Here is a 23,726-nt window from a genome sequence, read left to right on the forward strand (position 1 = left end):
GTATCCTAAGCCGCAATAGTAAAAAACAAAAGAAATGAACTGTGAAAGCCGATCAAAAACACACCCCAATGATGAAACAATATCTCGGATTGAAAGCTGAGAATCCAGATATTCTCTTGTTCTATCGTATGGGGGACTTCTATGAACTGTTTTACGATGATGCCAAACGCGCTTCGCAGTTACTCGATATCTCGTTAACAAAACGCGGGGCTTCCGCAGGAGAGCCAATCCCAATGGCTGGCGTGCCTTATCACGCAGTCGAAGGCTATTTGGCTAAACTGGTTCAATTAGGAGAGTCTGTCGCCATCTGTGAACAGGTTGGCGATCCTGCCACATCTAAAGGCCCTGTCGAGCGAAAAGTCGTCCGTATTGTCACGCCTGGCACAGTGACCGACGAAGCACTGCTTTCTGAACGTGTCGATAACCTGATCGCCGCTATCTATCACCACGGTGATAAATTTGGTTACGCAACGCTAGATATGACGTCTGGTCGTTTTCAGTTAATTGAACCAGAAACAGAAGAAGCAATGGCGGCCGAACTTCAGAGAACCTCACCGAGAGAGTTGCTGTTCCCTGAGGACTTTGAGCCGGTTCATCTGATGACAAACCGAAATGGCAATCGTCGTCGTCCAGTGTGGGAGTTTGAACTCGATACTGCAAAGCAGCAATTGAACCAACAGTTTGGTACTCGTGATCTTGTGGGGTTTGGGGTTGAGCAGGCTGACTTAGGATTATGCGCTGCAGGTTGTTTGATTCAATACGTGAAAGACACCCAACGTACTACCCTGCCCCATATCCGTTCTTTGACTTATGATCGACAAGATCATTCCGTGATCTTAGATGCGGCAACCAGACGTAACCTAGAGATCACTCAAAACCTCTCTGGTGGTCTAGACAACACCTTGGCTGAAGTCCTTGATCATAGCTCAACAGCGATGGGTAGCCGGATGCTCAAACGCTGGCTTCATCAACCCATGCGTTGTATTGATACTTTGAATCAACGTCTTGATGCCATTGGTGAAATCAAAGAGCTCTCTTTATACAGCGACTTACAGCCGACTCTAAAACAAATCGGTGATATTGAACGAATCCTCGCGCGCTTAGCACTTCGGTCCGCGCGCCCAAGGGATTTGGCCCGTCTACGCCAAGCGTTAGCGCAACTGCCCGAGTTAGAAACGACGTTAGCCGAATTAAAGCAGCCTTATCTGACAAAACTCCGTCAATTCTCATCGCCATTCGAAGAAGTGCAACAGTTGCTTGAGCGCGCTATCAAAGAGAATCCGCCCGTTGTCATTCGTGATGGTGGCGTTATTGCCACAGGTTACAGTGCGGAATTAGACGAATGGCGAGATCTCGCTGACGGTGCCACTGAATTTTTGAATAAGCTTGAGGAAGAAGAGCGCGAGCGACACGGGATCGATACGCTAAAAGTGGGTTATAACGCTGTACATGGCTTCTTCATTCAGGTCAGTCGAGGTCAAAGTCACCTTGTTCCCGCTCACTACGTCAGACGCCAGACACTCAAAAATGCAGAACGCTATATCATTCCAGAGCTTAAAGAGCACGAAGATAAAGTGCTCAACTCAAAATCCAAGGCCCTAGCCATTGAAAAGAAACTTTGGGATGAACTCTTTGACCTTCTTTTACCGCATTTAGAAAGGCTGCAGAATATCGCTTCGGCCATCTCTCAAATCGATGTTCTACAAAATCTCGCCGAGCGTGCTGAAAGTTTAGATTATTGCCGACCGACATTGAGCAGCGATGTTGGTATTCATATACAAGCAGGTCGCCACCCAGTGGTGGAAACCGTCATGGATGCGCCGTTTATCGCGAACCCTATTGAGCTAAATGAACAACGTAAAATGCTCATTATCACCGGTCCTAACATGGGCGGTAAATCGACCTATATGCGTCAGGCAGCACTGATAGCATTGATGGCTCACATTGGCAGCTATGTTCCGGCAGAATCGGCACAAATAGGTACTATTGACCGTATATTCACTCGAATTGGCGCATCAGACGACCTAGCTTCGGGTCGCTCGACCTTCATGGTAGAGATGACGGAAACAGCAAATATTTTACACAACGCGACGGCTAAAAGCTTAGTGCTTATGGATGAAATCGGTCGAGGAACGAGCACGTATGATGGGCTATCTTTAGCATGGGCAAGTGCTGAGTGGTTAGCGAGTAATATTGGTTCAATGACGCTCTTTGCCACTCATTATTTTGAGCTTACTGAACTTCCAAATCTGCAGCCTAACTTGGCCAACGTACATCTTGATGCAGTGGAGCACGGTGACAGTATCGCTTTCATGCATGCCGTCCAAGAAGGTGCAGCGAGCAAATCTTATGGTTTAGCAGTTGCAGGCCTAGCGGGTGTACCGAAAAGTGTCATTAAAAATGCGCGCAATAAACTGACTCAGCTAGAACAACTAGGGAACACGACTGAGCAAGCTAAGTCTTCTGCGGTAGATATTGCAAATCAACTCAGTTTGATTCCAGAGCCAAGTGAAGTTGAATCGGCCTTGGCAGGAATTGATCCTGATGATCTAACACCGAGACAAGCATTAGAGGCGCTATATCGATTGAAGAAAATGATTTAGCCATTTTCCTAAGACTTGCTATGCGCTGATGCAAACCAATACAAAAAGCCCTGCTATTTTCACAAATAGCAGGGCTTTTTCATTGATACCTAAATTAGATAGTGAGTTACTCGTCTTCTACACAGAACAAGTTTTCCATGTTGAGACCTTGTTTAATAAGAACCTCACGAAGTCTACGTAATCCCTCAACTTGAATCTGACGAACTCTTTCACGCGTTAGATTAATTTCTCGTCCAACTTCTTCAAGGGTAGAAGGCTCATAGCCAAGTAACCCGAATCGACGTGCAAGCACCTCTTTTTGTTTAGGGTTTAGCTCATCAAGCCAATGAACCAATGAGGCCTTAATATCGTTATCTTGCGTTGATACTTCAGGATCTGAGTTGTTAATATCAGGGATGATATCGAGAAGTGCTTTTTCGCCGTCACCACCGATCGGTGTATCAACCGAGCTAACGCGCTCATTTAAGCGGAGCATTTTACTTACGTCTTCAACAGGTTTATCCAAAGTGGATGCGATCTCTTCTGCAGTAGGCTCGTGATCAAGCTTCTGAGAAAGTTCTCTCGCAGTGCGTAGGTAAATGTTTAACTCTTTTACGACATGAATAGGTAAGCGAATGGTACGAGTCTGGTTCATCAATGCACGTTCAATGGTTTGACGAATCCACCACGTTGCATAGGTCGAGAAACGGAACCCTCTTTCTGGATCAAACTTCTCTACGGCTCGAATCAAACCAAGGTTGCCCTCTTCAATCAAATCCAATAGAGCTAATCCGCGATTGCTGTAGCGACGAGAGATCTTCACGACAAGGCGCAAATTACTTTCAATCATTCGTTTACGTGCGGCTTCATCACCTCTAAGCGCTCGACGAGCAAAGAGAACTTCTTCTTCTGCAGTTAATAGTGGTGAGAAACCAATTTCGCCTAAATACAGTTGAGTGGCGTCTAAGCTTTTGCTTGAAACGTCAGTGTCTTCAGTGGCGACTGATTTTGCTTTAGCGGTTGTTTTTTTGGCTGGTTGTTTCTTAGGTTTAACGGCTTCCTTCGCGTTAGTGCCTAAATCAAACTCTTCAATTTTCGTTGCTGCATTGCTGATACCCATACTGCCTCCCCCTGGCGAGCTAGCAAGACATTACTACTTCTTAATGTCGCTAAATTACCCTTAAGTAAAATTACGGCAAGTAGCGGTTTGGATTCACTGACTTACCTTGATAGCGAATTTCAAAATGTAATCTTACGCTGCTGGTCCCTGAACTGCCCATTGTTGCTATTTTTTGACCTGCTTTTACATTCTGTCCTTCTTGTACAAGCAACCGATCATTATGAGCGTATGCACTGAGGTAATTATCGTTATGTTTTACAATCACTAGATTGCCGTAACCTCTTAACGCATTGCCCGAATAAACAACGGTTCCTCCTGCTGTAGAAACGATGGATTGACCTCGCTGTCCTGCAATATCAATGCCTTTATTTCCTTGTTCTCCAGCAGAAAACTTCTTAATTACCCTCCCTTTTGTTGGCCAAATCCAGCTGTTTACGTTGTTATTTTTAGGCTTTGCTGTGGCAGCTGGCTTGTTAACATTTTGTTTACTTGTTGATTTAACATACTCCTTTGATTTTGATTGATCAACCTTCTTAGGGGGATCTTTTTGTACGACTTTAGTTTTACTGGGAGAGTTGGTTGAATTAGAGTTTTTACTTGTTTTACTGGGAGTTGTAGCCGCAACTGCGCCAGCCCCCGTACCACCGAATGCGGGCGCAACATAGTTTCTACGCCATAAGTTTAGTTTCTGTCCTGGATGAATCGTATACGGGGGAGTGAGGCTGTTATACCGAATTATTTCTTTTACATCCTTGTCCGTTATATAGGAGATAAAGTACAGAGTATCGCCTTTTTTGACTTCATAGAAACTGCCTCGGTAGCTACCACGAGAAACATCATTGTAATTTTTGTTAAGCCCAGAAACCGGAGCAGGGGAACTTGCAGTACACCCCACGAGGATACTGACAACAACTATTGCAACTAGGGTTCTAGGTAGCTTGAACATGGCTAAGCAAGATCACCTGCAACTAACGGAACAAAACGAACCATTTCAATAGTCTCAGATTGGAACTCTCCATTTACACGAGTGATCTTAATGAGTGTTTGTTCTTCGTCACCCACCGGTATTATCATTCTTCCACCTTCCGCTAATTGATCCAGCAACGCCTGTGGAATACTCTCTGCCGCTGCGGTCACTATTATGGCGTCAAACGGGGCTTTGTTTAACCACCCCTTCCAACCGTCTCCATGTTTGGTTGAGACATTATATATGTCCAGTTGCTTCAAACGCCTCTTAGCATCCCATTGCAATGCCTTGATTCTTTCTATGGAGTTTACATGATCGACTAACTGGGCTAATACTGCGGTTTGGTAACCAGAACCTGTACCGACTTCCAATACATTCGACTGACGATCCAAGTTCAGCAGCTCTGTCATCTTTGCCACGATGTAAGGCTGAGAGATCGTTTGCCCCTGCCCTATTGGCAAAGCATTATTGTCGTAGGCTTGGTGCACCATCGCTTGGGACACAAAGCTTTCGCGAGGCAGGTTTCGAATAGCTTGTAAAACTTGTGGGTCTTGAATACCACTCGCGACAAGAAACTCTATCAGCTTGTCTGCATGTGGGTTGATCATAGTTTTTCTTCCTTAAACCAGTTTTCCATTGCTCGTAAAGATTCATGAGCCGTCAGATCCACTTGTAGTGGTGTGACAGACACATACCCTTTATCAATCGCATAAAAATCAGTGCCTTCACCAGCATCTTGCTCTTTTCCTGGAGGACCTAACCAAAAAATATCATGTCCACGAGGATCTTTCTGCTTGATCATATTCTCAGCGTGATGACGGGCACCTAAACGCGTAACTTTTACCGTTAACTCATCCAAATCATCTTTGTCTGGAATATTCACGTTAAGCAATCGATTCGTCGGGATTGGTTTCGCCATATGCTGCTCAACGACTTGTCTTGCCACTTGAGCCGCAACGTCAAAATTCACTTTTCCAACCAATGAAAAAGCGATCGACTGCACCCCAAGAAAGTGCCCCTCCATTGCCGCAGCAACAGTCCCAGAATAAAGAACATCATCGCCAAGGTTTGCGCCGTGATTGATGCCGGAGAGAACAAGGTCGGGAAAATCATCCTTCATCAATTCATTAAGTGCAAAGTGTACACAGTCAGTGGGCGTTCCCTGAACAGAGTAAACCGAAGGAGCAATTTCATTGACCCTTAGCGGCTGCTCTAGCGTTAACGAATTAGACGCGCCCGAGCGGTTTCTGTCTGGGGCAACAATAATGATCTCAGCGATCTCTTTTAAGGCATTAGCCAAGGCATGAATACCTTGGGCATGCACGCCGTCATCATTACTCAATAGTATTTTTAGCTTTGGGGTCATGTTCGATGCCTTAATATACGCGCTCAACGATTTCTTCTTCTATCAGCTCTCTAACAATTGAAGTCGCAAAGCTTCCCGCGTCTAAAGAAAACGTTAATGTCACTTGATCATCACTTTGTGACCATGAAAGATCTTTCGGTTTTAATAGAACCGCGCGGCGATCATGACGCATTCTGTTTCCACGAATAAGTGCCATTAAGTCAGGCTCATCATCAAGATGGGGTTGCTCTAATAAGAGTGCGTCAGCCTGAGTCGGTAACGCATTATCACCCGCCATTGCGGCTGTGATGCTAACCTCTTGATGGGCTAATGCTTCTCTCAATGAGTTAAGGTTTTCTTCATCAACAATCGTTGTCTCTCTTCCTTCAACAACGTCTCCAACTAACAGGCTGTCAAATACTCCCTGCTCTAATCGGGCAGACACGATCCGATTGAAGATCCAAGAGCGAGCAGAAGAAAGATACAAGCTGCGCTTATTCTGATTGCGAGTTCTCACGTTCTCTCGTCCCCATCGACGAGCTTCATCAAGGTTGTTTCCTTGGTTACCAAATCGCTGACTACCAAAATAGTTCGGTACGCCGTTAATGGCGAGCTTTTCAATGCGTGCAACAACGTCTTGAACATCAGTAACCTCTGACAGAGTTATCTCGAAATCATTTCCGGCAAGATCGCCTGGGCGAAGTTTTTTGTTATGACGAGTGATGTCAAGAATTTCAATGCTCGGATATTGCGCCAAAAACGGCCCAAAGTCTGGAGTTTCACCTTTTGGCAAATGGACGCTTAGCCATTGCTCTGTGACAGCGTGCCTGTCTTTCAACCCCGCCCAACTCACATCCTTAGTTTTCACCTTGCACGCTTTAGCCAGTTCATTGGCAACAAAGGAAGTGTTTTCACCGGTTTTACGAATTCGAATCATGAGGTGCTCACCTGCCCCAGCAAATTCATAGCCTAAATCTTCACTCACTTTGAAGTGTTCAGCCTTGGCCTTGAGTTTTGCTTTTGCGGTGGGTTTTCCGTAAAGGTAATGAAACTGAGATAAAACATCTGACATAATGGTATACCGTCACAAGGTGACTCTAAAATTGAATAGAAAAGGTTAAAATTTCACTTATCTCGACAATGTCGTTTTTAGTCTTTTTAACAGTCTAGTTAACGCTCTGATTTTTGATACGTTATCCTTCTTGTAAAGAACATTATTTTTTGAACAATAAAACGACCGCTTCACTGGCAATGCCTTCTTTACGCCCGGTAAAACCAAGACGTTCAGTCGTCGTTGCTTTTACATTGACATTACTAAGATCGGTTTCAAGATCCTCAGCAATCGCCGCGCACATAGCATCGATATACGGGGCCATTTTAGGAGCTTGAGCCATGATCGTGACGTCGGCATTTCCTAATACGTAGCCCTGCTCTTTCACTCGGCGATACACATCTTTTAGCAGTTCACGGCTGTCTGCCCCTTTCCATTTATCATCGGTATCAGGGAAATGACGACCGATATCTCCGGCAGCAATGGCGCCCAATAATGCATCGGTGAGAGCATGAAGTGCGACATCGCCATCTGAGTGCGCGACCAATCCTTGTTCATAAGGGATCGCCACGCCACCTATGATAACAGGCCCTTGACCGCCAAATTTATGAACATCAAAACCATGACCAATGCGCATGACTAACTTTCCTTATTTCGATTTAGGTAGAACTCAGCAAGTGCAAGATCTTCCGGCTGAGTTATTTTTATATTATCTGAGCGACCATTGACCAGCGCAGGCGATAAGCCCAATCGCTCCATCGCTGACGCTTCATCGGTAATGACCGCATTTTCTTCTAACGCTTGATTCAATGCATGATTTAGCGATTGAGTTGGAAACATTTGAGGCGTGAGAGCATGCCATAATGCCGTACGATCAACCGTCACGGAGATGTTTTGTTGTTCATCTGAACGCTTCATAGTATCGCGTACAGGGCACGCTAATATTGCCCCAACATCCTGCACCAATGCGGTATCAATTAGCTTATCGATATCGCTAAGCTGAACGCATGGCCTTGCTGCATCGTGAACCAATGCCCATGATGACAACGTATTCTCTTCTACGTATTGAAGAGCGGACAACACCGAATCAGCACGCTCTTTTCCCCCGGAGACACGAATGACATTCGCTTGTTTAGCGATAGACAGCGTTGGGAAATATGGATCACCTTCGCTAACAGCGATAACAACTTGGTCTATTTTGGGGTGAGATAATAGTAAAGCAACGGTGTGCTCTAGAATTGTCTTATCATTTATTGATAGATACTGCTTAGGACGATCGGCTTTCATTCTGCTACCCACACCAGCGGCAGGCACGATCGCGATGATCTCTTGTTGAGATTCTTTCGAATTTTTTATTGGCATTCTACTGTGATTCCTCTCCAACCAATCGGTAGAACGTTTCGCCATCTTTTACCATTCCAAGCTCGTGTCTTGCTCGTTCTTCAATTGCGTCTAGCCCTTGGCGTAAGTCATCAATCTCAGCAAACATTTCTGCATTTCGAGCTCGAAGATTGTCGTTGACTTGATGCTGAGCTTGAATATCACTATTGACCAAATTGAATTCAATTATGCCGTTTTTCCCGAACCACAATGTGTACTGCAGCCAGCCAAACAGAAGCGTTAATGTCAAAACAAAGATTCGCATAATCGTAACGTAATAATAAAGAGAAAGGCTAAAGAACTCATATATATCACAATGCGGCTTTTCAAGCGAGATAGAGGAAGTAAGGAAAGAGTAAGAAATGGCGCATGACTGCAGCGTCATTTTGATAAAAAGAAGGGCTAACTTTATCGTTAGCCCTTTATATCCATAATCACTAAAAAGGACTCTTAGTTAAGCAGCAAGAAAGCAAAGAGCCCACCACCAAGAATTAAGCGATAAATAACAAAGGGAGTCATACCCATTCTAGAAATAAGTTTTAAGAACAAGTAAATACAGATATACGCGCTAATGAATGACGTGATAACGCCCGTTGCTAACACGCCCAGTTGAACCGGTTCTCCACTCGCCACCAATTTCAATCCTAAGTAACCACCAGCGAGCAAAATGATAGGAATCGACATCAAAAACGAAAAGCGCGCTGCCGCTTCACGAGTAAAACCTAAATACAGTGCCGCGGTTATCGTAGCGCCAGAGCGAGATGTACCAGGGATCATGGCCATAGCTTGAGCCAAACCGATGAATACTGATTTTTTCCAATCCGCCTGATATTCATCATTCATCAATTCTGCATTCTTATCGACGTACCAAAGTAGCAGGCCGAAAACGATGGTCGTTGTTGCAATGACCCAAGCGCTGCGCAGGTAAATTTCGATAATATCTTTCATGAAAAGACCAAAAACACAGGCAGGAATCGTCGCCAATAGGATCATCCATGCAAGCTTTGATTCTTTGCTGCGTTCGCCTTTAAAAATGGAGCCAAAGAAGGAGCTTAAAAGAGTCACGACTTCTTTTCTAAAGTAGATGATAACAGCCGCTAACGTTCCCACGTGAACAGCGACATCAAACGCCAAGCCTTGATCTTCCCAGCCTAACACTGCAGAAGGTAAGATAAGGTGAGCAGAGCTCGAAATAGGTAAAAATTCCGTTAAACCCTGAATCAAGGCAAGGATGAATGCTTCTATATAACTCATTAAATTCTCGTTAATACTATAAATCAAACCAAGGTTCGATACGGGTTAAAGACCCTAATCCAGTCGACTGGCTCCACACTTGCTGGACCGTTCTTCCATCTGAAGGGATCACTAAATCAGGACAAAGCTCATAAAGCGGTTGAATCACAAAGGGATACTTGAAAATATCACTTCTTGGTAATTGAGGGTCACTTGAGCGAACTTCAGTACCAAACAAGATGACATCAAGATCTAACGTTCTATCTTGATACTTCTCAGCGAACTCTGAGCGCCCCCAGCGAACTTCTATACTACGCAGCAATTGTGAAAACTCGGTTAATGTTGAACTTGTTTTCATCTCGATGACAAGATTATAAAACGAGTCACTACTAAAACCGACGGGGTCGCACTCATAAATCGTCGATAGTTTTAGGTTTTCTCCTAAATGAGAGAGCTCTTTCACCGCCGCTTCAACGTGCTTCTGTTTTTCTACATTCGTTCCTACACCAATGTAAACGGTGATCATTGAGCGCCTCTTTCAATGATCACACCAACCCCTTTTGCTTGCGCCACAGCACCAGGCTTGGTTAAACGGATCTTGACCCAAGGCACACCAAATCGAGTCATAATGATCTCAGCAACTTCCTCAGCAACACGCTCAACCAGTAAGAATCGACCTTGCTCGATGTGTTTTAGAACCGCCTGACTGACTTCAAAGTAATCCAGAGCATCGGCTACATCATCACTTTTACCCGCAGGCTGATTGTTATGACCCATTTCAATATCTAGAACCAGCTTCTGTTTGATCTCTTGCTCCCAATCATAAACACCAATGGTTGTGATCACTTCGAGCTGTTCTATAAATACTTTATCCATGATGGAGATTGTCCTTTGTAGAGGTCGGATACCCAAACGGGTCAAAAAAAATTACTATCTAACGGTTCCATCTCACCAACTTAGCAAAGTGCCAGTAGTGTGATGAAATGAATCGCGATATGATAGCAAGTACTAGCTATTAGAGCATCTGTTTCATAACGTGCTCATTTCACACTATTTATCTTTACGTTCATGTGGCTAATTAAACCATTACCCATAACGGAGAGGTGAGTTATTTAGGCATAAAAACCACTAGCTTGAAGACGAAAAGACTTCTATACGAGTAACGCATCATGAGCCCACTTGTTCTCACATTGATCATATCAGCCTATTTACTTGGCTCGATCTCAAGTGCGGTACTGATCTGTCGTGTATTGCGTCTACCAGACCCCCGCAATATCGGTTCCCAAAACCCCGGTGCAACCAATGTGCTAAGAATTGGCGGCAAAAAAGCGGCGATTGCTGTTTTGCTGTGCGATATGCTGAAAGGGACAATTCCAGTGTGGGGTGGCTACTTTCTTAATATCGACTCTTTTCTTTTAGGTGTCGTTGCCATTGCGGCGTGTCTCGGTCATATGTACCCAATCTTTTTCCACTTTAAAGGCGGCAAAGGAGTCGCGACGGCATTAGGGGCTATAGCGCCCATTGGTCTAGGGCTAACAAGCATCATCGTCTTTACATGGCTTGTTGTCGCGATTGTATTTCGCTACTCATCTCTTGCTGCGCTCGTGAGTGTTCTTCTTGCTCCTTTTTATACGTGGCTGATCAAACCGCAATATACCCTGCCAGTTGCCATGCTTTGTTGCTTGATTGTCTTTCGTCATACCCAAAACATAAGACGCTTGCTTGAAGGAACGGAACCCAAAGTGGGTGAGAAAAAACGTGGATTAAAAAAGGCCTCATAACGAGACCTTTATTTCAATATTCCAGATTCAATAACAACGTTACTGATGAATTCTAAAAGCTAGTTGATCGGCTCAAGTTGATCGATCGGCCAGCGTGGCTTCGCTTGTACTGAAAGATCACTCGTCTCACCATTTTTAAGACGTTGCATTCCTGCATAAGCAATCATTGCACCGTTATCGGTACAAAATTCAGTGCGGGGATAATACACCTCGCCACCAACTTTCTTAGCCAGCTCACCTAGGGAAACGCGAAGCTGTGTATTCGCGCTCACACCACCGGCAATCACAATGCGCTTCATACCTGTTTGCGCCAATGCTCGCTTACATTTAATCACTAGCGTGTCACAAACGGCTTCTTGAAAAGCATAAGCAATATCAGCACGAGTCTGATCATCATTATCATTCGCGGCTATAGTATTGGCCGTAAATGTTTTCAAACCAGAAAAGCTCATATCTAGCCCAGGCCTATCCGTCATTGGGCGAGGAAATTTAAAACGTCCTGGCGTGCCATTTTCAGCCAGCTTAGCCAGCAATGGGCCACCTGGGTAATCCAGCCCCATCAACTTAGCCGTTTTATCAAACGCTTCACCGGCTGCGTCATCCACCGACTCACCAAGAATCTTGTACTCACCAACACCGTGAACTTCAACCATCATGCTGTGCCCACCTGAGACAAGTACAGCAACAAAAGGAAACGGTGGCGGGTTGTCTTCTAGCATAGGAGCAAGCAAGTGGCCTTCCATATGATGAACCGCAACGGCAGGAACGCCCCACGCGTAAGCAATACTGCGACCTATCGTCGCGCCAACCAAAAGAGCACCCACTAAACCCGGGCCAGCAGTATACGCAATGCCATCAATGTCCTTAGAGGTTAATTTAGCCTCTTTGAGCGCTGCTTTTATTAGTGGGATGGTTTTTTTTACATGATCACGAGAAGCGAGTTCAGGAACCACACCACCGTAATCAGCATGCAGCTTTACTTGACTGTATAGTTGATGGCTCAACAAGCCTTTTTCATCGTCATAAATCGCTATCCCCGTTTCATCACACGAGGTTTCAATACCAATAATGCGCATATTTTTCTCTGTATGCTTTTATCTATAGTAGGAATTTGCGGCAATCTTACCCTGCCTTGGCTTAGCAAACAAATTTTGTACAGACAATAATCGATAAAAGGCTTTACAAAGCCAAGGTGATCGGATTAAAATTCCGCACCATTTTTGATCAAGCTGGTTTAAGACCGAACGTTAATGAGAGTTAGCTCGATGGGTAACTTCTCTGATTCGGCTACGAGAAACCAGCGATAATGAATAACCCCTGAGGTGAAAGGCATATGCCAATAGTTAAAGTACGTGAAAACGAACCGTTCGACGTTGCACTACGTCGTTTCAAGCGCTCTTGTGAAAAAGCAGGTATCCTTTCTGAAGTGCGTCGTCGCGAGCACTATGAAAAACCAACTACAGTTCGCAAACGCGCTAAAGCAGCAGCTCAAAAGCGTCACGCTAAGAAGCTAGCTCGCGAAAACGCTCGTCGCGTTCGCCTGTACTAATAACTTAATCCATAAGGACTGAGTTATGGCTCTTATTGAACAACTCAAAGAAGAGCAGAAATTAGCGATGAAAGCCAAGGACAAACCGCGCCTTGGCACTATTCGTTTAGCCTTATCAGCAATTAAGCAACGTGAAGTCGACGAGCGGATTACTCTGAACGACGACGACATTACTGCGATTCTGGTAAAAATGGTTAAGCAACGTCGCGATTCTGTCGCTCAATTTGAAACAGCAGGTCGTCAAGATCTTGCTGATAATGAGAAAACTGAAATCACAGTGCTAGAGGAATTTATGCCTCAACCGCTTACTGAAGATGAAGTCGTTGCCTTGATTACAAGCGCAATTGAAGAATCTGGTGCTGCGGGCATGCAAGACATGGGCAAAGTGATGGGCGTTTTAAAACCTCAGATTCAAGGGCGTGCAGATATGGGTAAAGTCAGTGGTTTAGTTCGCTCTAAACTCGCTTAAATACTCAGATCAAATTGCAACAAGCCGTGCTATCCTTTGGACGCACGGCTTGTTTGTATCTAATATTTTCTTTTTTTCTTAGGTTTTATGGCTGGACACATCCCTAGAAGCTTTATCGATGACCTTCTCGCTCGACTAGATATAGTCGACATTGTCGACGCACGTGTGAAGCTTAAGAAAAAAGGAAAAAACTACGGCGCTTGCTGTCCGTTCCATAACGAGAAAACCCCCTCTTTTAGTGTTAGCCAAGAAAAACAGTTCTACCACTGTTTTGGGTGTGGCGCGCACGGCAATGCTATCGACTTCATGATGGAATACGAACGCCTAGAGTTCGTTGAAGCGATTGAAGAACTGGCCTCATTTCTCGGTTTAGACGTTCCACGTGAGCAGCGCGCTGGCGGTTCAAGTAATCAACCGACAGCCAATACGGAACAAAAACGCAACCTCTATGATTTGATGGGCAGTATCGCTCAGTTTTATCGTAATCAGCTCAAGCTCTCGAGCAGTAAAGTCGCCATCGATTACCTCAAAGAACGCGGGCTATCTGGTGAAATCGTTCAGAAATTTGGTATCGGCTTTGTTGCCGATGAGTGGGATTTAGTCCGTAAGAATTTTGGCCAGCAGCGTGCGACTCAAGACATGCTCGTGACTGGCGGCATGCTCATCGAAAATGACAAGGGCAACCGATACGATCGCTTCCGTGGCCGTGTCATGTTCCCAATACATGATCGACGTGGACGCGTCATTGGGTTTGGTGGGCGAGTCATCGGTGACGGTACACCGAAATACCTTAACTCGCCTGAAACTCCAATATTCCATAAAGGCAAAGAGCTTTATGGATTATACGAAGTACTCCAAGCTTATCGAGAGCCACCACAAATCTTAGTGGTTGAAGGCTATATGGATGTGGTCGCTCTGGCCCAGTATGGTGTTGATTATTCTGTTGCCTCACTAGGCACTTCAACAACTGGCGATCACCTACAAGTCTTGTTTCGTCAAACCAACACCGTCGTGTGTTGTTACGATGGTGATCGCGCTGGCCGCGAAGCCGCTTGGCGAGCACTAGAAAATGCACTGAGTTATTTAAAAAGCGGCAATATATTAAAATTCCTCTTTCTGCCTGATGGTGAAGACCCAGATAGCTTTATTCGCAAGCACGGTAAAGAAGCGTTTGAGCTAGAAGTTAAGCAGGCCGCACCGTTATCAAAATATCTGTTTGATCATTTGGTCTCTCAAGTTGACATGGGTAATAATGAAGGGAAAGCAGCCTTAGAATCGCTTGCGATTCCGTTGATCAATAAAGTACCCGATGCCTCTCTTCAGGCTCAGTTATTAAAGATCTTAGGTCAAAAAACAGGCATCTATAAGAAACCGCTACTACCAAAAGATTCAGAATCTCGACCTCAACCACATAAAGAGATCAAGCGCACGCCAATGCGAGAAGTTATCGCTTTGCTTATTCAGAATCCGAGCTATGCTGAAATGGTGCCCGATTTATCATCGGTGAGAGAATTATCACTACCGGGATTAACTTTATTAGTCGAAGTCCTTGAATATTGTCGGGCGAATCCCCATATCAACACGGGCCAATTGTTAGAACAATGGCGCAATAGCAAAAATGAGGCACTTCTGTCTCGTCTCGCCGGCTGGGAAATCCCTGCAAATGAAGACAATCAAGAAGAACTATTTTTAGACTCATTGGATAAAATTTTAGCCCAATGCGTTGAAAAACAAATTGAAAACCTGCAAGCCAAAGCAAGAAGTATCGGTTTATCAGCCGACGAAAAAAGGGAGCTACTAGCGCTAATGCTAGATTTAAAAGCGTAACCCTATTGATTTGGCCTCAAAGGAAAGATTTGTTATTACTCGTGGTTTGCAATTCGCATACTAAATCCGTCACCAGATACGAAGTTGGATACCGTCTATGGATCAAAATCCGCAGTCACAGCTAAAACTACTTGTTATTAAAGGCAAGGAGCAAGGCTATCTGACGTACGCCGAAGTAAATGATCACCTGCCTGCAGAAATCGTCGATTCTGAACAGGTAGAAGATATCATTCAGATGATTAACGACATGGGCATTAAAGTAGTTGAAACTGCTCCTGATGCCGATGATCTCGCTCTAAATGATGACAACACAGTAACAGATGAAGATGCAGCTGAAGCTGCAGCCGCTGCGCTATCAAGTGTAGAAAACGAAATTGGTCGTACAACCGATCCTGTCCGCATGTATATGCGAGAGATGGGTACCGTTGAACTTCTAACTCGTGAAGGTGAAATCGATATTGCGAAGCGCATTGAAGATGGTATTAACCAAGTTCAAAGTGCCGTTGCCGAATACCCAGGTACAATCCCATACGTACTTGAACAGTTTGATCGTGTACTTGCTGAAGAGCTTCGCTTAACTGACCTTATTAATGGGTTTGTCGATCCAAATGATGATGGAACGACAGCACCAACAGCAACACACATTGGTTCAGAACTAGCAACCAACGATCTTGCGGACGAAGACGGCGATAAAAACGAAGAAGACGATGAGGAAGAGGAAGAGGAAGATACAGGTATCGACCCTGAACTTGCTTTAGAAAAGTTCACCTCACTTCGTAATACTTATCAAAACCTTCAGCTTGCTATCAATGAGCATGGTGCCGGCAGTGAGAAAGCATCGAAAGCAACGTCACTTCTACAAGAAGTCTTTGCTGAATTCCGCTTAACGCCAAAACAGTTCGATTACCTAGTGAACGAACTGCGCACTTCAATGGATCGTGTACGTACTCAAGAGCGTTTGATCATTCGTCAAACGGTTGAATACGGAAAAATGCCTAAGAAATCGTTTGTTGCGGTATTCACTGGTAACGAATCAACTGAAGCATGGTTAGATGAAGCACTGGCTTCTGACAAACCTTACGCGGAAAAAATCAAGCGCAGTGAAGAAGACATTCGTCGCTCTATTCTCAAACTTTCTATTATTGAAAGAGAGACCAACTTAACTGTTCAAAGCATTAAAGACATCAGCCGACGCATGTCGATTGGTGAAGCGAAAGCTCGCCGTGCTAAGAAAGAGATGGTTGAAGCGAACTTACGTCTTGTTATCTCAATCGCTAAGAAATACACCAACCGTGGCCTTCAATTCTTGGACCTTATCCAAGAAGGTAACATCGGCCTGATGAAAGCGGTTGATAAGTTTGAATACCGTCGTGGTTATAAGTTCTCAACTTATGCTACATGGTGGATCCGTCAAGCAATCACTCGTTCAATTGCTGACCAAGCTCGTACGATCCGTATTCCGGTTCATATGATCGAAACGATCAACAAGCTAAACCGTATTTCTCGTCAGATGCTACAAGAGATGGGTCGCGAACCATTACCAGAAGAACTTGCTGAGCGCATGCAAATGCCTGAAGACAAGATCCGTAAGGTATTGAAGATTGCTAAAGAGCCAATCTCAATGGAAACGCCAATTGGTGATGATGAAGATTCTCACCTAGGTGACTTCATTGAAGATACGACACTTGAACTACCACTAGACTCAGCGACATCTACCAGTCTACGTGGCGCGACCAAAGACGTACTTGCGGGCTTAACACCTCGTGAAGCTAAAGTACTTCGTATGCGCTTTGGTATTGACATGAACACTGACCACACACTTGAAGAAGTGGGTAAGCAGTTTGATGTTACACGTGAACGTATCCGTCAGATTGAAGCGAAAGCACTGCGTAAACTTCGTCACCCTAGCCGCTCAGAAACCCTGCGTAGCTTCTTAGACGAGTAAAAATCAGTCAAATATTTAAAAGGTGAGCAAAAGCTCACCTTTTTTGTATCTGATTGGTTTAAGTGGATAAAAACTAAGCGCAATTGCCCCCTACGGTGGGTAGACATGCTTGTGTCCTTCCCCTATAATCGTTCACCTAATTCGGCCCCTTAGCTCAGTGGTTAGAGCGCACGACTCATAATCGTTCGGTCCCCAGTTCAAATCTGGGAGGGGCCACCAAATACAAAAAGGCCTGAGAGCATTTACGCTTCTCAGGCCTTTTGCTTTTCTGCTCGCTGCGTAGCAAATATGTAGTCACTCAAACACCTCAATCCTTTGCATTCCACCTCAATCATTGACTGAATTTCAATCGGCCTACTTTCTAATACCGACCCAGCCCTATCCATCTAGACGCGAAAGCTAGGTGGGCGACTCTAGATTCAGGAAGCGCACAAACCAGAAATAAAGATTAAGCGGTACATGAGAGTCAATGAGAGAGATAGAAGGCTAGGACTAGCTACTAGTTAAGCAACACGAAGCCACTACTAATTCTTACTTAGAAGGTGCTTTTTTAGCCTTACTGCGAATCGTTCGGTAGCTAATAGCCGCAAAGTAGTCTTCCCTAAATTTATCAGATTCCAACATGAGTTTGGGCACGACTAAGCGTACAACAGTCCCTGCACGAGCAATCGATTTTGAGGTAGTGCCAACTATATAAGAGATATCGCCTTTCTTGAGTATTACACCCTTACTAAGAATGGGAGTGAAGTTAACATTCAACCCTTTCACCAATTCAAACCCAAATAGTGTCAAGTCTCTACCTGGCTGAGATATGGTTTCTTTAAATTCAGCTTCTACGGTTACTGGTTCAGAGTGCACAATCTGACGTAAGTTCTCCACCTGATCATTCACCGAACTAGAAAACACCCACTCACTAATAATCGGTTCCCACTTTCCACCTAAACGCACACACTCTCGATACGTTTTCTGATTATGCCTGCCAGCATTGAGTGTACAAATCTCGATAGAACCTTGTTCAGAGAATGGCAACGTCATACGAAAAACACTGTCCCTACCAAAGTGTTTGTAGATATCGGTGATCTCTTCGACATGAAGCTTGTGACAGCCAAGTGGTAGCTCGTCACTATTTTCGTCAATCACAATACGGCAATGTTTGCCCTTAACACCGTCGATATAACAACGGAAGTAATGCTCAGCACGTTCTATAACTTCAAAATCTCGCATTACTTTTCACTTTGCTCCGAATAAACAATCACATCAATTACGCTTGCTAAGGGAAGTAGCTTCTTCTTCACCAATATCTTCGATCTCCACAGCAGCACTTTTTTCTTGTAGCATCTTTTGAATACGTTGCCCAAGTGTATGATCAAAGGCTTGTCCTTTCGCAATCAAATCATCTCGGCGCTTATCATTTTCGGTAGGATTATCTTCATTCAAGCTCGTGCTAATTTTCTGACTTTGCTCTTCAAGATAGATATCCATGTCATCCAAAATAACTTCACGAAACCATTGAGTGTATTTACGGTTAAACTCTGATTCAAAGTTACGTTCTGAAAAACTTCTCACCTCACGCATTTTGTACTTCTTAATGAATGCCTCTACTCGGTCAAGCTCAGCGTTCGGCACAGGGAAATGGAACAGACGTTGACGGGCTTTGTACATTGACTCTTTCGTTGGTGAGTTCGCTAATTGGCGAAGTCGAATAAGAGAAGGTGGCCACTCTCGATCCTCATCTAAACGTTCTAGCAGATTGGCCTCTAAACGTTTATACGATTCTGGAGTTAGCGTGGCGGCAAATTTCATAAAATGAATATCTGGCTCATCCCCAAAAAACTGCTTCATCTTGGAATCAAAAGCCTGCATCAGCATGAACCAGACTTTCAAAATCTGTTTGCTTTGGCCTTTTTCTTTGTACTCATCCAGTGCTTTTTGATCACGAGAGTTAGACATGCGATGTGATTCATGGGGCGTATTTTGTAGCCCTGACTGACGATGTTGATTTTGGGTTGGGTATCGATTTGATGCCACTGCCATTCCGCTTCCATCACTTCGAGACTGCTTAGACAGTTTCCCCAACTGGGCGAGGCGCTCTTCGAAAGAAACGCCTAGATCAGGAATGTTCTTAGGTCTGTTATGTTTATCGGTCATTCGCTAATCCATTTAAAATCAAAGAGGGTCACAAAGTCGTCATGGTCTTTATTTGTACTCACTAAATCGATCAAAACTCATCATCGTCGTGTAAATAATCTTGGAATTTCTCTTCAAAGGCACTGAGTGCTGATTGCCTTGTTGGGCGATTCTGAGCGGAGTCTTTCCTCAATCTACCGAAGGACTCATCTTTAGCACTGTCTATTTTCTGGTGAAGTCGATTAATCAATTGCGTCTGAGAAAAAATCTTTTCTCCGGTCTCGTGAACATCTGCGACAAAAGAGTCCCAAATGTCCTTTCTTCCATGTACGCCCTTCTTAAACATGACGCCTTCAGCCCAGTCATGGATTTTCTCAGTATAAATTTCTAATACGTTGTATTGCTTTTCATCTTTGGAAACATGAAGAGGTTTTATCTGCGAACGTTGGCTCCGGTTAAGCTTACCTTTATTGTTCTTTTTATTCTGTTGCAAACGTTCATTTTGTTCCAATGCCATTTCCATCAAATTCATTTCGACGACGGGAATAGTATTGGTCACTTGGTTATCTAGGCACAACTTACCGAGAAATGTTTCTGCATTTCTCTCTTGTTCACGAGGAGGTAACCTTGAAAAATGAATATGGCCACTGGAATAGAAGTGTCGTAAAACCGTCCTGAGGATTCCTCCTCCCATGCTCGTCATCTCGGACAATTCATCAATTGACGTTGAGAAATTGCCTTTGTTGTCTGCCATGTCAGCAAGAGCAAGAAGAACCAACTTATCTTCATGTTTGATGGCTTTAAAGCTCCACGCTAGGTGAGTAAATTGAGAAGACATCTTTAAAACCTTAATCACAACAATCCGTTATTACTGGCTTTAATTATATAACTAAACGCAAGAGTTGTAACGATAGAATCGGCCGCCTCGTAGATTTCAGCAGACCGCCGTATCTAACGATTCCTGAAGTTCGATTATCACCTCAAGAATATAAACCAGTGGAAAATGGACATTTGCGAATAGGCGCCCCCCATCAGGCTAACATTCAAATCCGTGAGTAAAGCAAACCATTCAATACAAGGGTAAATAAGATTGAAAGAAGAGGCACTCCGGCACAGAAATGATATAAAACTCTAGGTTTCAGACTACTTACGGGGATTGCTCGTTAAACATCGAAGTGGTGAGGTGATCCTCGCTCTCCAGATACAACGACGGGAGCCATAAAGCTCCCGTCTATTCCAGAACAGCAAAAACGAAGTGTGTGTCATTATTTTTATAGCGTTAGAACGCTATTCCAACCTAGCAACAAACAACATGAATTCATATTACAAACGATCACTTTGTGAGCGATACTTTATTTGTCAGCTCAAAATTTATCAATGTTGCATACTGCGCCATTGCATCGATGAATGACTTGTATCACCTTTTTATTAAGCTAACTATCAATACATAAGAAAGCGTCAAATAAAAAATGGCAGTGACCTCATAGGATCACTGCCATCTTCATCTAATGCTTTAATACTCTCTATTAGAGGGAGTTCTCTCTAATGAAAGTAGACAACAAGACTACGTTTACTCTACCGTCACCGCTTTGGCTAGGTTTCTTGGCTGATCAACGTCCGTTCCTTTTATTAACGCAACGTAGTAAGAAAGCAACTGCATTGGAATCGTGTAATAAATTGGAGCGGTAATTTCGCTCACGTGCGGCATAGTAATGATCTTCATCGTATCATCACCTTCAAAGCCGGCATCTTCATCGGCAAATACATACAGCAGTCCACCGCGAGCACGTACTTCTTCAATATTCGACTTCAGCTTTTCAAGTAATTCATTGCTAGGGGCAACGACGACCACTGGCATGTCAGCATCAATCAGTGCTAATGGGCCATGCTTAAGCTCTCCAGCCGCATACGCTTCCGCGTGAATGTATGAGATTTCTTTAAGCTTGAGCGACGCTTCCATAGCGATAGGGTAGAACTCGCCACGGCCAAGAAACAGAGTATGGTGCTTATCAGCAAAATCTTCCGCCAACACTTCAATCTCTTTTTCAAACGACAACGCCGCATTAATTTGTTGTGGCAGAGCATGCAACGCCTGAACGATCTCTTTCTCTTTCTCGCTCGACACGCGATTCTGCTGTTTGCCTAACGCCGTAACCAACATCAGTAATGCTGAAAGCTGCGTGGTAAAAGCTTTCGTCGACGCCACGCCAATCTCAACACCAGCGCGAGTCATGAAGGCAAAGTCAGACTCACGAACCAGAGAGGAGCCCGCTACATTACAGATTGTCATCGCCGCCATGTAGCCTTTTTCTTTCGCAAGGCGAAGTGCAGCAAGCGTATCTGCGGTTTCGCCAGACTGAGAAAGCGTGATGAGTAGGCTGTTTGGACGAGTCACAAACTTACGGTAACGAAATTCAGAAGCGATTTCTACGTCACAGCTGACGCCTGCGATATCTTCAAACCAATAGCGAGCAGTCATACCCGCATTGTAGGACGTACCACAAGCGATGATTTGAACATGTTCCACCTTACTTAAGATATCAACCGCGTTCACACCGATCGCTTCAGTCACGATCGTATCATCGTTGATGCGGCCTTCCATTGTGTTGATCAACGCCGTTGGTTGTTCATAAATCTCTTTTTGCATAAAGTGGCGGTACTGGCCTTTATCGCCAGCATCATGCTCTGCATTCGATTCAATGATCTCACGCTTAACGGCTTTACCAGTCACATCAACAACGTTCACTTCGCGGCGAGTGATCTCAGCAACATCACCTTCTTCTAGATACATGAAGCGGCGTGTTACATTGAGTAGTGCTAGCTGATCGGAAGCAAGAAAATTCTCTCCGACGCCAAAACCGATCACAATTGGGCTGCCTGATCGAGCAACCACTATACGACTTGGATCTTTACGATCGACAGCCACCGTTCCGTAAGCGCCGTCTAACTGTTTGGCCGTTTTTTGCAATGCCTCAAGAAGCGAGTCACTGGTGCGACGTTCCCACTCAACAAGATGCGCAATAACTTCGGTATCAGTTTGAGATTCGAATACATAACCACGTTCACGCAGCACTTCACGTAACTCTTCATGGTTTTCAATAATGCCATTGTGTACAACCGCAATATCACCTGACATATGTGGGTGCGCGTTTGCTTCAGAAGGTTCACCGTGGGTAGCCCAGCGCGTGTGAGCAATGCCTGTACCGCCAAGTACATTTTCTTCATCGACTGCATCAGACAATTCTTGTACTTTACCAAGTCGACGAACACGGGTTAGATTGTTTTGCGCATCAACAACCGCGACGCCAGCGGAATCATATCCACGGTACTCAAGGCGACGAAGGCCTTCGACTAATATTTCTGCTACATCACGCTGCGCGACTGCGCCTACGATTCCACACATAGTGTTTTACTCCAATATATTTTTATTTTTACGTTCCTACGGCAGCAAGCAAAGGCCAATAAATGTAAGAACGTTGATTTCTTTTATATAGCTTGAATCACTTTTACATTATTCGATTCAATCTCTGATACGTATTCTGGGGAAAGGTCGCTATCCGTGACCAAGACATCGATACTGCTCCAACTCAATTCGAGGTTTGGGATTTTTCGACCTATTTTTTCTGACTCAACCATCACGACCACTTCTCGTGATACTTCAGCCATGACCTTGCTCAATCCAACTAACTCATTAAATGTAGTCGTTCCGCGGCTAAGATCGATACCATCTGCGCCAATAAATAACTGATCGAAATCGTAAGATCGCAAAACAGACTCGGCGACTTGTCCTTGAAAAGACTCAGAATGAGTATCCCACGTGCCCCCTGTCATTAATAATGTGGGTTCACTTTCTAATTCGTTTAATGCGTTTGCGACATTCAAAGAGTTTGTCATCACAACCAAACCACTTTTGTTCTCTAATTGTTGAATGAGCGCTGCAGTCGTGCTGCCGCTGTCGATAACGATTCGGTTATGGTCTCGAATGAGGCCGGCCGCAGCCGCAGCCAGTGAAACCTTTCGAGGTGAAACTTTAGGGCCTAACTCTTCATTGACCACTTCTTTGGGTAGTGCAATTGCACCACCATAGCGTCTCAAAAGTTGCCCATTTTTCTCCAATTCAGCAAGATCCTTTCTAATCGTGACTTCTGATGTTGTAAACTTACAAGATAGCTCTTCAACACTGACCTCCCCTAACTCTAGAATTAAGTTTGATATTGCGTGCCTTCTGAGCTGTGTGTTTCGTTTCGACATCTAAAATCTCACATTAAGTTTCAAACCGAAAGAAAGTATAGTTGAATCGAAAGATAATAGTCCATTTATTTCGATCTAAAAAATAAATATTTCATAACA

The 23,726-nt window shown here is 44.3% G+C and carries 23 protein-coding genes and 1 tRNA gene; 7 read left to right on the plus strand and 17 right to left on the minus strand.

Annotated features, from left to right (window positions below; genetic code table 11):
* Positions 1 to 41: 41 nt before the first annotated feature.
* Positions 42 to 2,603, plus strand: coding sequence for a DNA mismatch repair protein MutS (gene mutS, locus BCU12_RS16905; protein WP_102405422.1), 2,562 nt, complete (start codon positions 42 to 44; stop codon positions 2,601 to 2,603).
* A 106-nt stretch (positions 2,604 to 2,709) separates the two neighbouring features.
* Here the strand turns inward: mutS and rpoS are convergent, their stop codons facing one another.
* The 11 genes from rpoS to folB form a co-directional block, all read right to left on the minus strand.
* Positions 2,710 to 3,702: an RNA polymerase sigma factor RpoS gene (rpoS, locus tag BCU12_RS16910; RefSeq protein ID WP_102405423.1), complete on the minus strand. Its 993-nt coding sequence runs from the start codon at positions 3,700 to 3,702 to the stop codon at positions 2,710 to 2,712.
* A 70-nt stretch (positions 3,703 to 3,772) separates the two neighbouring features.
* Entirely contained in the window at positions 3,773 to 4,648 is an 876-nt protein-coding gene (locus tag BCU12_RS16915) for a peptidoglycan DD-metalloendopeptidase family protein (RefSeq protein ID WP_102405424.1), read from the minus strand.
* A gap of 2 nt (positions 4,649 to 4,650) precedes the next feature.
* Entirely contained in the window at positions 4,651 to 5,277 is a 627-nt protein-coding gene (locus tag BCU12_RS16920) for a protein-L-isoaspartate(D-aspartate) O-methyltransferase (RefSeq protein ID WP_102405425.1), read from the minus strand.
* Positions 5,274 to 6,035, minus strand: coding sequence for a 5'/3'-nucleotidase SurE (gene surE, locus BCU12_RS16925; protein ID WP_198599357.1), 762 nt, complete (start codon positions 6,033 to 6,035; stop codon positions 5,274 to 5,276). Before surE ends, BCU12_RS16920 begins: the two co-directional genes overlap by 4 nt.
* A gap of 10 nt (positions 6,036 to 6,045) precedes the next feature.
* A complete protein-coding gene (gene truD / locus BCU12_RS16930) occupies positions 6,046 to 7,086 on the minus strand; it encodes a tRNA pseudouridine(13) synthase TruD (RefSeq protein WP_102405426.1) in 1,041 nt (346 codons plus the stop codon).
* Positions 7,087 to 7,228: 142 nt separating this feature from the next.
* Entirely contained in the window at positions 7,229 to 7,702 is a 474-nt protein-coding gene (gene ispF / locus BCU12_RS16935) for a 2-C-methyl-D-erythritol 2,4-cyclodiphosphate synthase (RefSeq protein ID WP_102405427.1), read from the minus strand.
* A gap of 2 nt (positions 7,703 to 7,704) precedes the next feature.
* Positions 7,705 to 8,427, minus strand: a complete 723-nt coding sequence (ispD, locus tag BCU12_RS16940; RefSeq protein WP_102405428.1) for a 2-C-methyl-D-erythritol 4-phosphate cytidylyltransferase — start codon at positions 8,425 to 8,427, stop codon at positions 7,705 to 7,707.
* A 1-nt stretch (position 8,428) separates the two neighbouring features.
* The gene (ftsB, locus tag BCU12_RS16945) at positions 8,429 to 8,710 is read right to left on the minus strand and encodes a cell division protein FtsB (RefSeq protein WP_102405429.1); all 282 of its coding nucleotides are present in this window, start codon (positions 8,708 to 8,710) and stop codon (positions 8,429 to 8,431) included.
* A 185-nt stretch (positions 8,711 to 8,895) separates the two neighbouring features.
* Positions 8,896 to 9,699, minus strand: coding sequence for an undecaprenyl-diphosphate phosphatase (locus BCU12_RS16950; protein ID WP_102405430.1), 804 nt, complete (start codon positions 9,697 to 9,699; stop codon positions 8,896 to 8,898).
* Between the two features lie 16 nt (positions 9,700 to 9,715).
* Positions 9,716 to 10,204: a 2-amino-4-hydroxy-6-hydroxymethyldihydropteridine diphosphokinase gene (gene folK, locus BCU12_RS16955; protein ID WP_102405431.1), complete on the minus strand. Its 489-nt coding sequence runs from the start codon at positions 10,202 to 10,204 to the stop codon at positions 9,716 to 9,718.
* On the minus strand, positions 10,201 to 10,554 hold the full coding sequence (gene folB, locus BCU12_RS16960; protein ID WP_102405432.1) for a bifunctional dihydroneopterin aldolase/7,8-dihydroneopterin epimerase: 354 nt from the start codon (positions 10,552 to 10,554) through the stop codon (positions 10,201 to 10,203). The genes folK and folB overlap by 4 nt, the downstream gene beginning before the upstream one ends.
* Positions 10,555 to 10,847: 293 nt before the next feature.
* Here folB and plsY point away from each other — a divergent pair, with 293 nt between their 5' ends.
* Positions 10,848 to 11,459 (plus strand): glycerol-3-phosphate 1-O-acyltransferase PlsY, encoded by a 612-nt coding sequence (gene plsY, locus BCU12_RS16965; protein ID WP_102405433.1) that lies wholly within the window; start codon positions 10,848 to 10,850, stop codon positions 11,457 to 11,459.
* Positions 11,460 to 11,518: 59 nt separating this feature from the next.
* On the opposite strand, the gene tsaD is transcribed toward plsY, so the two are convergent.
* A complete protein-coding gene (gene tsaD, locus BCU12_RS16970; protein ID WP_102405434.1) occupies positions 11,519 to 12,535 on the minus strand; it encodes a tRNA (adenosine(37)-N6)-threonylcarbamoyltransferase complex transferase subunit TsaD in 1,017 nt (338 codons plus the stop codon).
* A 257-nt stretch (positions 12,536 to 12,792) separates the two neighbouring features.
* Between tsaD and rpsU the strand changes: the two genes are divergently transcribed.
* The 5 genes from rpsU (at position 12,793) to BCU12_RS16995 (ending at position 17,468) form a co-directional block, all read left to right on the plus strand.
* Positions 12,793 to 13,008, plus strand: coding sequence for a 30S ribosomal protein S21 (gene rpsU / locus BCU12_RS16975; protein WP_004396009.1), 216 nt, complete (start codon positions 12,793 to 12,795; stop codon positions 13,006 to 13,008).
* Between the two features lie 25 nt (positions 13,009 to 13,033).
* Positions 13,034 to 13,477, plus strand: coding sequence for a GatB/YqeY domain-containing protein (locus tag BCU12_RS16980; protein ID WP_102405435.1), 444 nt, complete (start codon positions 13,034 to 13,036; stop codon positions 13,475 to 13,477).
* Between the two features lie 87 nt (positions 13,478 to 13,564).
* Positions 13,565 to 15,304: a DNA primase gene (gene dnaG, locus BCU12_RS16985; protein ID WP_102405436.1), complete on the plus strand. Its 1,740-nt coding sequence runs from the start codon at positions 13,565 to 13,567 to the stop codon at positions 15,302 to 15,304.
* A gap of 97 nt (positions 15,305 to 15,401) precedes the next feature.
* A complete protein-coding gene (gene rpoD, locus BCU12_RS16990; RefSeq protein WP_102405437.1) occupies positions 15,402 to 17,249 on the plus strand; it encodes an RNA polymerase sigma factor RpoD in 1,848 nt (615 codons plus the stop codon).
* 143 nt (positions 17,250 to 17,392) lie between these two features.
* Positions 17,393 to 17,468: transfer RNA gene (locus BCU12_RS16995), tRNA-Ile, on the plus strand.
* Between the two features lie 312 nt (positions 17,469 to 17,780).
* Here the strand turns inward: BCU12_RS16995 and BCU12_RS17000 are convergent.
* The 5 genes from BCU12_RS17000 to BCU12_RS17020 form a co-directional block, all read right to left on the minus strand.
* Complete coding sequence (locus BCU12_RS17000) at positions 17,781 to 18,473, minus strand: hypothetical protein (RefSeq protein WP_102405438.1); 693 nt, start codon at positions 18,471 to 18,473, stop codon at positions 17,781 to 17,783.
* 33 nt (positions 18,474 to 18,506) lie between these two features.
* Positions 18,507 to 19,397, minus strand: coding sequence for a hypothetical protein (locus BCU12_RS17005; RefSeq protein ID WP_102405439.1), 891 nt, complete (start codon positions 19,395 to 19,397; stop codon positions 18,507 to 18,509).
* A gap of 70 nt (positions 19,398 to 19,467) precedes the next feature.
* Entirely contained in the window at positions 19,468 to 20,214 is a 747-nt protein-coding gene (locus tag BCU12_RS17010) for a hypothetical protein (protein ID WP_102405440.1), read from the minus strand.
* Between the two features lie 732 nt (positions 20,215 to 20,946).
* Complete coding sequence (glmS, locus tag BCU12_RS17015) at positions 20,947 to 22,779, minus strand: glutamine--fructose-6-phosphate transaminase (isomerizing) (RefSeq protein ID WP_102405441.1); 1,833 nt, start codon at positions 22,777 to 22,779, stop codon at positions 20,947 to 20,949.
* 83 nt (positions 22,780 to 22,862) lie between these two features.
* Positions 22,863 to 23,627, minus strand: coding sequence for a DeoR family transcriptional regulator (locus BCU12_RS17020; RefSeq protein WP_102405442.1), 765 nt, complete (start codon positions 23,625 to 23,627; stop codon positions 22,863 to 22,865).
* Between the last annotated feature and the right edge of the window lie 99 nt (positions 23,628 to 23,726).

The sequence above is a fragment of the Vibrio sp. 10N.261.55.A7 genome, assembly GCF_002877365.1.
Classification (GTDB): domain Bacteria; phylum Pseudomonadota; class Gammaproteobacteria; order Enterobacterales; family Vibrionaceae; genus Vibrio.

Excerpts from the sequence above, each read along its gene's own strand:
- BCU12_RS16920 (WP_102405425.1), bottom strand. The coding sequence starts at position 5,277 with ATGATCAACCCACATGCAGACAAGCTGATAGAGTTTCTTGTCGCGAGT.
- ispD (WP_102405428.1), bottom strand. The coding sequence starts at position 8,427 with ATGCCAATAAAAAATTCGAAAGAATCTCAACAAGAGATCATCGCGATC.
- BCU12_RS16950 (WP_102405430.1), bottom strand. The coding sequence starts at position 9,699 with ATGAGTTATATAGAAGCATTCATCCTTGCCTTGATTCAGGGTTTAACG.
- BCU12_RS16915 (WP_102405424.1), bottom strand. The coding sequence starts at position 4,648 with ATGTTCAAGCTACCTAGAACCCTAGTTGCAATAGTTGTTGTCAGTATC.
- glmS (WP_102405441.1), bottom strand. The coding sequence starts at position 22,779 with ATGTGTGGAATCGTAGGCGCAGTCGCGCAGCGTGATGTAGCAGAAATA.
- BCU12_RS17020 (WP_102405442.1), bottom strand. The coding sequence starts at position 23,627 with ATGTCGAAACGAAACACACAGCTCAGAAGGCACGCAATATCAAACTTA.
- folB (WP_102405432.1), bottom strand. The coding sequence starts at position 10,554 with ATGGATAAAGTATTTATAGAACAGCTCGAAGTGATCACAACCATTGGT.
- folK (WP_102405431.1), bottom strand. The coding sequence starts at position 10,204 with ATGATCACCGTTTACATTGGTGTAGGAACGAATGTAGAAAAACAGAAG.
- truD (WP_102405426.1), bottom strand. The coding sequence starts at position 7,086 with ATGTCAGATGTTTTATCTCAGTTTCATTACCTTTACGGAAAACCCACC.
- dnaG (WP_102405436.1), top strand. The coding sequence starts at position 13,565 with ATGGCTGGACACATCCCTAGAAGCTTTATCGATGACCTTCTCGCTCGA.
- tsaD (WP_102405434.1), bottom strand. The coding sequence starts at position 12,535 with ATGCGCATTATTGGTATTGAAACCTCGTGTGATGAAACGGGGATAGCG.
- BCU12_RS17010 (WP_102405440.1), bottom strand. The coding sequence starts at position 20,214 with ATGTCTTCTCAATTTACTCACCTAGCGTGGAGCTTTAAAGCCATCAAA.
- surE (WP_198599357.1), bottom strand. The coding sequence starts at position 6,035 with ATGACCCCAAAGCTAAAAATACTATTGAGTAATGATGACGGCGTGCAT.
- BCU12_RS17005 (WP_102405439.1), bottom strand. The coding sequence starts at position 19,397 with ATGACCGATAAACATAACAGACCTAAGAACATTCCTGATCTAGGCGTT.
- rpsU (WP_004396009.1), top strand. The coding sequence starts at position 12,793 with ATGCCAATAGTTAAAGTACGTGAAAACGAACCGTTCGACGTTGCACTA.
- ispF (WP_102405427.1), bottom strand. The coding sequence starts at position 7,702 with ATGCGCATTGGTCATGGTTTTGATGTTCATAAATTTGGCGGTCAAGGG.
- rpoS (WP_102405423.1), bottom strand. The coding sequence starts at position 3,702 with ATGGGTATCAGCAATGCAGCAACGAAAATTGAAGAGTTTGATTTAGGC.
- rpoD (WP_102405437.1), top strand. The coding sequence starts at position 15,402 with ATGGATCAAAATCCGCAGTCACAGCTAAAACTACTTGTTATTAAAGGC.
- BCU12_RS17000 (WP_102405438.1), bottom strand. The coding sequence starts at position 18,473 with ATGCGAGATTTTGAAGTTATAGAACGTGCTGAGCATTACTTCCGTTGT.
- BCU12_RS16980 (WP_102405435.1), top strand. The coding sequence starts at position 13,034 with ATGGCTCTTATTGAACAACTCAAAGAAGAGCAGAAATTAGCGATGAAA.
- plsY (WP_102405433.1), top strand. The coding sequence starts at position 10,848 with ATGAGCCCACTTGTTCTCACATTGATCATATCAGCCTATTTACTTGGC.
- ftsB (WP_102405429.1), bottom strand. The coding sequence starts at position 8,710 with ATGCGAATCTTTGTTTTGACATTAACGCTTCTGTTTGGCTGGCTGCAG.